This is a genomic window from Microbacterium sp. (assembly GCF_047606685.1).
In the GTDB taxonomy this organism is placed as follows: Bacteria; Actinomycetota; Actinomycetes; order Actinomycetales; family Microbacteriaceae; genus Microbacterium.
Genome location: NZ_JASGEC010000100.1, coordinates 1 through 10,173, shown reverse-complemented (window position 1 = coordinate 10,173; position 10,173 = coordinate 1). Strand labels below are relative to the sequence as shown.

At 69.7% G+C, this 10,173-nt stretch carries 9 protein-coding genes; all 9 read left to right on the top strand.

Annotation, left to right across the window (positions count from 1 at the left end):
* On the top strand, positions 1 to 2,641 hold a 2,641-nt coding region (gene rpoC, locus QM611_RS12010), incomplete at its 5' end, for a DNA-directed RNA polymerase subunit beta' (RefSeq protein ID WP_415080153.1).
* 163 nt (positions 2,642 to 2,804) lie between these two features.
* Complete coding sequence (locus QM611_RS12005) at positions 2,805 to 3,701, top strand: ABC transporter (protein ID WP_415080152.1); 897 nt, start codon at positions 2,805 to 2,807, stop codon at positions 3,699 to 3,701.
* Between the two features lie 114 nt (positions 3,702 to 3,815).
* The gene (locus QM611_RS12000) at positions 3,816 to 4,202 is read left to right on the top strand and encodes a hypothetical protein (RefSeq protein ID WP_415080151.1); all 387 of its coding nucleotides are present in this window, start codon (positions 3,816 to 3,818) and stop codon (positions 4,200 to 4,202) included.
* Between the two features lie 199 nt (positions 4,203 to 4,401).
* Positions 4,402 to 5,070 carry a spermidine/putrescine ABC transporter substrate-binding protein gene (locus QM611_RS11995; RefSeq protein ID WP_415080150.1) on the top strand — a complete coding sequence of 223 codons (669 nt, stop codon included), beginning with the start codon at positions 4,402 to 4,404 and terminating at the stop codon, positions 5,068 to 5,070.
* A gap of 176 nt (positions 5,071 to 5,246) precedes the next feature.
* Complete coding sequence (locus QM611_RS11990; protein ID WP_415080149.1) at positions 5,247 to 6,416, top strand: DUF5684 domain-containing protein; 1,170 nt, start codon at positions 5,247 to 5,249, stop codon at positions 6,414 to 6,416.
* A 225-nt stretch (positions 6,417 to 6,641) separates the two neighbouring features.
* Entirely contained in the window at positions 6,642 to 7,010 is a 369-nt protein-coding gene (rpsL, locus tag QM611_RS11985; RefSeq protein WP_071044913.1) for a 30S ribosomal protein S12, read from the top strand.
* A 5-nt stretch (positions 7,011 to 7,015) separates the two neighbouring features.
* Entirely contained in the window at positions 7,016 to 7,486 is a 471-nt protein-coding gene (gene rpsG, locus QM611_RS11980) for a 30S ribosomal protein S7 (RefSeq protein WP_415080148.1), read from the top strand.
* Between the two features lie 115 nt (positions 7,487 to 7,601).
* Complete coding sequence (gene fusA, locus QM611_RS11975; protein ID WP_415080147.1) at positions 7,602 to 9,716, top strand: elongation factor G; 2,115 nt, start codon at positions 7,602 to 7,604, stop codon at positions 9,714 to 9,716.
* Positions 9,717 to 9,880: 164 nt separating this feature from the next.
* Positions 9,881 to 10,173: GTP-binding protein (locus QM611_RS11970; protein WP_415080146.1), on the top strand; the 293-nt coding region annotated here is incomplete at its 3' end.

Below are 10,173 nucleotides of genomic sequence, written 5' to 3'. Positions count from 1 at the left end.
GTTCCGCCAGAACCTGCTCGGCAAGCGCGTCGACTACTCGGGCCGCTCGGTCATCGTCGTCGGCCCGCAGCTGAAGCTGCACCAGTGCGGCCTGCCCAAGCAGATGGCGCTCGAGCTGTTCAAGCCGTTCGTGATCAAGCGCCTCATCGACCTCGGCCACTCGCAGAACATCAAGGCCGCCAAGCGCGCCGTGGAGCGCACGCGCCCCGAGGTGTGGGACGTGCTCGAGGAGATCATCCGCGAGCGCCCCGTGCTCCTCAACCGCGCGCCCACGCTGCACCGCCTCGGCATCCAGGCGTTCGAGCCGCAGCTCGTGGAGGGCAAGGCCATCCAGCTGCACCCGCTCGTGTGCGCGGCGTTCAACGCCGACTTCGACGGCGACCAGATGGCCGTGCACCTGCCGCTGTCGGTCGAGGCGCAGGCCGAGGCCCGCATCCTCATGCTCGCCTCGAACAACATCCTCAAGCCCTCGGACGGCCGCCCGGTGACGCTGCCCTCGCAGGACATGATCATCGGCCTCCACCACCTCACGACCATCAGCGAGGGCGCGATCGGCGAAGGCCGCGTGTTCGGCTCGGTCGCCGAGGCGATCCTCGCCAAGGACGAGGGCACGCTGGACCTGCAGGCCAAGGTGCGCATCCGCATCCCGGGCCTGTCGTTCCTCGAGGGCGAAGCGCCTGAGGGCTACGACCGCCATGGATTGGTCGACGCGTCGCTGGGCCAGGCGATCTTCAACGACACGCTGCCGAAGGGCTACCCCTTCGTGCGCGAGCAGGCCGACAAGGGCAAGCTGTCGCAGATCGTCAACAAGCTCGCAGAGGAGTATCCCAAGGTCGAGGTCGCCGCGACGCTGGACCGCATCAAGGACGCCGGCTTCTACTGGGCCACCCGGTCGGGTGTCACGGTGGCGCTCAGCGACATCCTCACCCCGCCGGACAAGGCGGAGATCGTTGCCAAGCACGAGAAGCAGGCCGCGAAGGCGCAGAGCCAGTTCGAGAAGGGCCTGACGACCGACGCCGAGCGTCGAGCGGAGCTCATCCAGATCTGGACCGAGGCCACCGACGAGGTCCAGGCCGCGATGCGGGCGAACTTCCCGGAGGACAACACCATCAACCGCATGGTGAGCTCGGGCGCTCGAGGCAACTGGCTGCAGATCCGCAACATCGCGGGCATGCGGGGCCTGGTGAACAACCCGAAGGGCGAGATCATCCCGCGCCCGATCATCTCCTCGTACCGTGAGGGGCTGAGTGTGGCCGAGTACTTCATCGCCACGCACGGCGCCCGCAAGGGCCTCGCCGACACGGCGCTGCGCACCGCGGACTCGGGATACCTGACGCGACGCCTCGTCGACGTGTCGCAGGACGTCATCATCCGCGAGGACGACTGCGGCACGACCAAGGGCCTCGAGCTGCCGATTGCCACGCCCGGCGCCGACGGCGCGCTCGTGAAGGACCCCAACGTCGAGAACTCGGTGTTCGCCCGCACGCTCGCCGCCGACGCCGTGAGCGCCTCGGGCGAGGTGCTCGCCGAGGCGGGCGACGATGTCGGCGACGTGCTCATCAACAAGCTTGTCGAGGCCGGCATCGAGTCCATCAAGGTGCGCTCGGTGCTCACGTGCGACTCGGCGGTCGGGGTGTGCGCGAAGTGCTACGGCCGGTCTCTCGCGACCGGCAAGATGGTCGACATCGGCGAGGCCGTGGGCATCATCGCGGCCCAGTCGATCGGCGAGCCCGGCACGCAGCTGACGATGCGCACGTTCCACACCGGCGGGTCGGCCTCGGCGGAGGACATCACGCAGGGTCTGCCCCGCGTGCAGGAGCTCTTCGAGGCGCGCACCCCCAAGGGCGCGTCGCCGATCGCGGAGGCCGACGGCCGCATCACGATCGAGGAGACCGACAAGTCGCGCAAGGTGATCCTCACCCCCGACAACGGCGACGAGCCGCACTCGTACCCGGTGCTGCGCCGCGCGACGCTGCTCGTCGAGGACGGCCAGCACGTGTCGGTCGGCCAGCCGCTGCAGGTGGGCACGCTCGACCCGAAGGAGGTCATGCGCGTCCAGGGCGCTCGCGAGGTGCAGAAGTACCTCGTCAACGGCGTGCAGGGCGTGTACCGGTCGCAGGGCGTGCCGATCCACGACAAGCACATCGAGGTCATCGTGCGCCAGATGCTGCGCAAGGTGACGGTCGTCGACCACGGCGACACGTCGCTGCTGCCCGGCGAGCTCGTGGACTTCAAGCGCTACCAGCAGATCAACCGCGAGGCCGTCGCCGAGGGCAAGCGCCCGGCGTCGGGCCGCCCGGAGCTGATGGGCATCACCAAGGCGTCGCTGGCGACCGAGTCGTGGCTGTCGGCGGCGTCGTTCCAGGAGACGACCCGCGTGCTGACGCAGGCCGCGATGGAGGGCAAGAGCGATCCGCTCGTGGGCCTGAAGGAGAACGTCATCATCGGAAAGCTCATCCCCGCCGGCACGGGCCTTTCGAAGTACCGCAACGTCTCGGTCGAGGCGACGGAGGAGGCCAAGAGCGAGCGGTACCCCAACCGCATCTTCGCCTCCGACGGCGCCTACAGCGAGGCCGACCTGAGCTACGTCGACTTCGACAGCTTCTCGACGGACGACTTCACGCCCGGCACGTATAACTGAGTCGAGCAGACCCGAGAGCCCCCGGCCCCGTGCCGGGGGCTCTCGCGTTGCCGGGGAGGTTGCGCGTTGACGGCATGCCTGCGCGCCGCGAAGGGATGCCGCGGGTAGCCTCGCCGGTGCGGGCACAAGCCCGTGTGTCCCCCAGGTTTGAGGAGCGCGTCCCATGAGCGACCCGCATGCACCCGAGCACACCGTCGACGAGACGGAGCCGCCGACACTCGACGATGTCGTGGGCCAGGCGAACGAGGGCCTCGCCGACGCCGAGGCGGCCGGCCGCGACGCGGTCGGCGAGCCCGAGGCCGTGGCCGACGCGGCGCCGGAGCCCGAGCCCGCCGAGCGGCCGTGGTACGAGCGCGACGACGTGCCGCTGGACGACGACCCGGCGCCCACCGCGATCCTTCCGCCCCCCGCGGCGGCTCCTGAGCAGCCCACCGAGATCGTCCCGGCCGCCGTTTCGCCGATCGCCGCGCCCGCGGCATCCCACTCGCCGCAGCCCATTTTCGTGCAGGCGCCCGAGCCGCCGCGCCCTCGCGGAAACCGCGCCGCGGCCGGCGCCATTGGTCTGCTCGCCGCGCTCATCTTCGGCGCGCTCTACCTCGCGGTGTCGGTCGGCCTCGGCCTCGCCGACGGCTCGGCCACCGACCTCGGCCAGCGGGCCATCGCGGAGCTCACATCGTTCGCGCTGTGGGTTCCGGTCGCGGTGTACTTCGTCGCGTTCTGGCTGCTCGGGGCGATCATCAACCGCGGCCGCTGGGGCGTCTGGGTGGTGCTTGGCCTGCTCGTCGGCGTCGCCGCGTACGGCGGCCACATCCTCGGGCAGCTCTTCGAGGCGCCGTTCTGGTCGATCACGACGGCGGAGAGCGAGAAGGTCGTGCACGACCAGCTCCTGGCGCCGCTCGCGATCGCCGCGTTTGTGATCGGGCGCGAGATCACTATCTGGTTCGGCGCGTGGGTCGCCGCGCGCGGCAAGCGCGTCTCCGAGCTGAACTACGAGGCGCAGCGCGAGTACGAGCGCACGCTCGAGGCCGGTCCGCCGATCGTGCCGTCGGCGCAGGGCTGACCCGGAGGCATCACGGTCGCATCGCGTGGCGACGGGGGCGGAGGCATCCGCCCCTTCGTCGCGTGGGGGCTCGCCCTGGTCGCGTTCGTCGCGCTTGTCGTGTTCGGGCTCGGGATGGCGAGCCTGCTCACCTCGTCCGACGTCATCGAGACTCCCGGGTTCGGCGCGCTGCCCGGCGTGATCGGCGTTGTGGCCGCGGCGGGAGCGCTCACCGCGGTGGTGCTGCCGGCGCTGCAGGCGCCGCATCCCTCCTTCGTCGCGTCGCTGTGGTCGGCGGCCGCCGCCTACCTCGGCTACCTCGCGGGAGTGTGGGTGTGCGCGCTCGTCATGGGCGTGGACCCCGCCGCGGCGACCAGCGTCGTCGGGCGCCTGGCGATCGGATGGTGGGCGCCCATCGTCGCCGCGGCGGCGTTCGTGTGCGCGTGGGCGGCGGTGGCGCTGCGCCGCACGCGCGCCGAGCGCCCGCACTGGCCGTGGGAGCGCGACGACGAGGAGCCCTGACTCGCGCTCACTTGCCGCGTTCCGCGCCGCGCACCCGCAGATCGCGGCAATTGGGCGAGAGCGCGGGGGCTGAAGGTGGCGCGAGTGGGCGGGTCGGAGGCATGGATGCGGCGCGAAGCGCCACCTTCGCACGCGGGGATGCCGGCGGGGAGGTTGTGGCTGCGCGGTAATCGCGCGCGGCGGCAGTACGGTGGACTCCGTGGAGCGTTCGCTCGAGACGCAGGTCAGCCAGGCCGTGGACGCGTGGCTGAGGTGGCTGCCGCGCTGGGAGCCCGCCACGCACCGCGGGCGGGTCGCCCCGTGCCGGAGGTGCCTCGGCTCGCCCGTGCTGTCGGCGGCGGGGCTCGGCGCCGACGTGCCCCACGGCGTGCAGCACGGGCTGTCCACGCGCGTCAAGACGATCGTTGATCACGCCGTCGCCGAGTACACGTCGCGCAACCTGCCGATGCTGCAGGCCGAGCTCGACCAGCAGGCGGCCCGCAATCGCGCCCGCAGCTATCGGCCGGCCGAGGGTCTGGAGCCCGAGTTCGAGGGCCTGCCGCTGGACCCCGACCCCGTTCCGGGGCAGCCGTTCCTGTTCACGCTGTCGGGTATGGCCGACGACGCCGACGCCGGCGTTCCCGCGCTGCCCCCGCTCAGCGAAGAGGCGAAGGCGGCGCTGCGGCAGGAGGTCGGCCTCGCCGACGACTACGCCAACATGGTCGGCCGCGAGGTGTGCGCGATCCTGCTGCACCATCGCCTCCGCATCCAGGGGGCGCTCGCCGAGTACGTGGAGCCGCAGGTCGAGGCGCTGCTGCGCGAGCTGTCGGAGGCGCTGGACTCGCCGTTCGATCCCACCGAGCCGCCCCCCTCGGGCACAGTGTTCTGACGCGTCGCGCCGCGCCGCCGCGCCGCGCGACGAGAATTCTCTGTGGCGCAGGCTCGCTGCGGCCGTATCGTTGAAGTCGTTCACCCGGTCTTTGTCCCCCCAGTCCGGCCGAGGTCGCGTCGCTCTGTGACGCAGTGAGAGGAGGATGCGTCGCCGCCCGCGCGACGCGCAGTCCCATGAATGACTCCGGTCTCCTGCTTGCCCTGCTGCCGGGCCTGGCGACGATCGCCATCTACGTGTGGGTCGGGCTGAGTCTTTCCGCCGTGTTCGCGAAGGCCGGCGAGCAGGGCTGGAAAGCGTGGGTGCCGTTCTACAACACCGCCGTGCTGCTCCAGCTCGGCGGGATGTCGGGATGGCTCGTGCTGCTCGTGCTGGTCCCGGTGCTCGGGGCGATCGCGCTGACCGTGGTGCTCGTGGTGGCGTACCGGCGGATCAACAGCGCCTTCGGGCTCGGCGTCGGGATGACGGTGCTCGCGGCGCTGCTGTTCCCGGTGTGGTCCAGCGTCGTGGGCTGGGGGAGTGCTCGATGGCTCGGCGCCGCCGCGGCGCCATCCCTTGACACGCGGATGCCGCCGCCCCCGAGCGAGCGCCCGCCCGGCGTCATTCCGCCCCGCCCGCCGGCGCCGCCGGCGGCCGCGGTCATCGACGCGGCCGACGGGCCGTTCGACGACGGCGGTGTGCTGCTCGGCCGCTCGCCCGCCCCCTTCACGCAGACCTCGCCGACGCCGCCGGTGCAGAGCGCGCCGCCCCTGCCGCCGGACCCGTGGGCGCCTCAGGACGGCCCGCCCGTGGCATCCCGCCCCACTCGTTTCTCGCCTTCGTTCGATCCCGAAGCGCACTTCGACACGTCGGCGGACGTGTCTGCCGTGGCCGACGCGCCGGTCGCCGCAGCGCCGCGCTCCGCGCGGGATTCCGTGTCCGCTCAGCAGGCCGCGTCGCTGCCGGACGAGCTCGATGAGACCGTCCGCGCCGCGCGCCGCCGGCCGGCGTGGTCGCTCGTGCCGCCCAGCGGAGCGCCCATCCTCATCACGAGCAACGTCGTCATCGTCGGGCGCCGCCCGGGCATCGACCACGACCGCCCGCACGCGCAACTGGTGTCGATCGCCGACGAGACCCGCACGATGTCGAAGACGCACGCGCGCCTCGAGCGCGATGGCGACGCGTGGACCATCGTCGACCTCGACTCGACGAACGGCGTCGTGCTCGTGGGCGAAGACGGAGTCGAGACGGATGTCACTCCCCGCGTGCCGGCGCCGCTGACCGGGAGGTTCCTGCTCGGCGACGCGGAACTGGGCATCACGGGGCCCGAACCGGAGAATTGGCGGACGCGACCAGAAGCGCGCTAGACTAGACCGGGTGTGCGCTCACGCGCGCCCTGGGTCGTTCGCGCGACGCGGGCGCGAGCGCCGCATCTCAGGGACCGGCCTGCGAACAGGCCACCCCCACGGCATATCCACCAACCAACGCACGTCGATTCGATGTGCCCGGCGGATCGACGTGAACCCGGGCCCGCTGGGGCCAGGGAGAGAACACGAAGCTGTCACCGTGCAGCACAACCAAGGAGAACATTCGTGCCAACGATTCAGCAGCTGGTGCGCAAGGGCCGGTCGCCGAAGGTCGCCAAGACCAAGGCTCCCGCGCTCAAGGCGAACCCGCAGCAGGCGGGTGTCTGCACCCGCGTCTACACGACCACGCCGAAGAAGCCGAACTCGGCGATGCGCAAGGTCGCCCGTGTCAAGCTCCGCAACGGCACCGAGGTCACCGCGTACATCCCCGGCGAGGGCCACAACCTGCAGGAGCACTCGCTTGTGCTCGTCCGCGGCGGCCGCGTGAAAGACCTCCCCGGCGTCCGCTACAAGATCGTCCGCGGCGCGCTGGACACCCAGGCCGTCAAGAACCGCAAGCAGGCGCGTAGCCGCTACGGCGCGAAGAAGGGTTAAGGAACATGCCTCGCAAGGGACCCGCCCCGAAGCGCCCCGTCGTCAACGACCCGGTGTACGGCGCTCCGATCGTCAGCCAGCTCGTCAACAAGATCCTCGTCGACGGCAAGAAGTCGCTCGCCGAGTCGATCGTGTACGGCGCCCTGCAGGGCGTCGAGGCCAAGAACGGCCAGGACGCCGTCGCCACGCTGAAGAAGGCGCTCGACAACGTCCGACCCACCCTCGAGGTCAAGTCCCGCCGCGTCGGCGGGTCGACCTACCAGGTGCCGGTCGAGGTCAAGCCGCACCGTGCCAACACGCTGGCCCTGCGCTGGCTCGTCAGCTACGCGAAGGGCCGTCGTGAGAAGACGATGACCGAGCGCCTGCAGAACGAGATCCTGGACGCCTCGAACGGCCTGGGCGCCGCGGTCAAGCGCCGCGAAGACACCCACAAGATGGCCGAGTCGAACCGCGCCTTCGCGCACTACCGCTGGTAACAGCTTTCGCGATGCGGGGGCCGTGAGCCCGTCGAAGGGCCGGCCCCGCATCCACCCCTGACCTCGATGGGATGCCTCGCGGCATCCGATCGGAATCCCGAGAGGAAAACACCCCGTGGCACAAGAAGTGCTCACCGACCTCAAGAAGGTCCGCAACATCGGCATCATGGCGCACATCGATGCCGGAAAGACGACGACGACCGAGCGCATCCTCTTCTACACGGGCGTCAACCACAAGATCGGGGAGACGCACGACGGCGCCGCGACCACCGACTGGATGGAGCAGGAGCAGGAGCGCGGCATCACGATCACGTCGGCTGCGGTGACGTGCTTTTGGGACAACCACCAGGTCAACATCATCGACACCCCCGGCCACGTCGACTTCACCGTCGAGGTGGAGCGGTCGCTGCGCGTCCTCGACGGCGCGGTCGCGGTGTTCGACGGCAAGGAGGGCGTCGAGCCCCAGTCCGAGACGGTGTGGCGCCAGGCCGACAAGTACGACGTGCCGCGCATCTGCTTCGTCAACAAGATGGACAAGCTCGGCGCCGACTTCTACTTCACGGTCGACACGATCGTGAGCCGCCTGAAGGCCAAACCGCTCGTGCTGCAGCTGCCGATCGGCTCGGAGAGCGAGTTCGTCGGCGTCGTCGACCTGGTCGAGATGCGCGCGCTCGTGTGGCCCGGCGACGCCAAGGGCGATGTGACGATGGGCGCCAAGTACGAGGTGCAGGAGATCCCCGCCGATCTCGCCGACAAGGCCGCCGAGTACCGCGAGCAGCTGCTCGAGGCGGTCGCCGAGTCAGACGAGACGCTGCTGGAGAAGTACTTCGGCGGCGAGGAGCTCACGGTCGCCGAGATCAAGGGCGCGATCCGCAAGCTCACCGTGACCGGCGAGCTGTACCCCGTGCTGTGCGGCTCGGCGTTCAAGAACCGCGGCGTGCAGCCGATGCTCGACGCGGTTGTGGACTACCTCCCGTCGCCGCTGGACGTGCCCGCCATCGAGGCGCACGACCCGAAGGACGAAGAGCGGATCATCGAGCGGCACGCCGACGCGGCCGAGCCGTTCACGGCGCTCGCGTTCAAGGTCGTGTCGCACCCGTTCTTCGGCCGGCTCACCTACATCCGGGTGTACTCGGGCAAGCTCGACTCCGGCTCGCAGGTCGTCAACGCGACCAAGGGCAAGAAGGAGCGCATCGGGAAGATCTTCCAGATGCACGCCAACAAGGAGAACCCGGTCGACTCGGTCACCGCGGGGCACATCTACGCCGTCATCGGCCTCAAGGACACGACGACCGGCGACACCCTGTCGGACGCCGCCAACCAGGTGGTCCTCGAGTCGATGACCTTCCCCGAGCCGGTCATCGAGGTCGCGATCGAGCCGAAGACGAAGGCCGACCAGGAGAAGCTGGGCCTGGCGATCCAGAAGCTGGCAGAAGAGGACCCGACGTTCCGCGTGGAGCAGAACGCCGAGACCGGCCAGACCGTGATCAAGGGCATGGGCGAGCTGCACCTCGACATCCTCGTGGACCGCATGAAGCGCGAGTTCAAGGTCGAGGCGAACGTCGGCAAGCCGCAGGTGGCGTACCGCGAGACGATCCGCAAGGCCGTCGAGCGCCACGACTACACGCACAAGAAGCAGACGGGTGGCTCCGGCCAGTTCGCGAAGATCCAGTTCGCGATCGAGCCGCTGGAGGTCACGGCCGACAAGACGTACGAGTTCGAGAACAAGGTCACCGGTGGCCGCGTTCCGCGCGAGTACATCCCGTCGGTGGACGCGGGATTCCAGGACGCCATGAACGTCGGCATCCTCGCCGGCTACCCGATGGTGGGCGTGAAGGCGACGCTGATGGACGGCCAGGCGCACGACGTCGACTCGTCCGAGATGGCGTTCAAGATCGCCGGATCCATGGGCTTCAAGGAGGCCGCCCGCAAGGCGAATCCCGTGCTGCTCGAGCCGGTGATGGCCGTCGAGGTGCGCACGCCCGAGGAGTACATGGGCGACGTCATCGGCGACCTGAACTCGCGTCGCGGGCAGATCCAGTCGATGGAGGATGCCGCCGGCGTCAAGGTGGTGCGCGCGCTCGTGCCGCTCTCCGAGATGTTCGGCTACATTGGCGACCTGCGCTCGAAGACCTCGGGCCGGGCCGTGTACTCGATGGAGTTCGACTCGTACGCCGAGGTTCCTCGGAACGTGGCGGACGAGATCATCCAGAAGAACAAGGGCGAGTAAGCACCCACCGGTCGCCTCGCGAGCCGAAGCGAGACGAAACGCGAGCCCTCAGCATCCGTCCAAACTCAACAACCCCCTCTCTAGTAACCTGAGACCAACCCCGTAGAAAAGCCGGTCGTCCAAAGCGCCCGGAACTACTACACGACCGTCCTGAGGAGGACCCAGTGGCTAAGGCCAAGTTCGAGCGGACCAAGCCGCACGTGAACATCGGAACGATCGGTCACGTCGACCACGGCAAGACCACGCTCACCGCTGCGATTTCCAAGGTGCTTGCCGACAAGCACCCGTCGAACGTGAACGTCCCGCGTGACTTCGCGTCGATCGACTCTGCTCCGGAGGAGCGCCAGCGCGGCATCACGATCAACATCTCGCACGTCGAGTACGAGACGCCGAAGCGCCACTACGCGCACGTCGACGCCCCGGGTCACGCCGACTACATCAAGAACATGATCACCGG

Bases quoted from the DNA above. Each gene is read 5' to 3' on its own strand.
- QM611_RS12005 (WP_415080152.1), top strand. From the start codon at position 2,805: ATGAGCGACCCGCATGCACCCGAGCACACCGTCGACGAGACGGAGCCG.
- QM611_RS12000 (WP_415080151.1), top strand. From the start codon at position 3,816: ATGGCGAGCCTGCTCACCTCGTCCGACGTCATCGAGACTCCCGGGTTC.
- QM611_RS11990 (WP_415080149.1), top strand. From the start codon at position 5,247: ATGAATGACTCCGGTCTCCTGCTTGCCCTGCTGCCGGGCCTGGCGACG.
- rpsG (WP_415080148.1), top strand. From the start codon at position 7,016: ATGCCTCGCAAGGGACCCGCCCCGAAGCGCCCCGTCGTCAACGACCCG.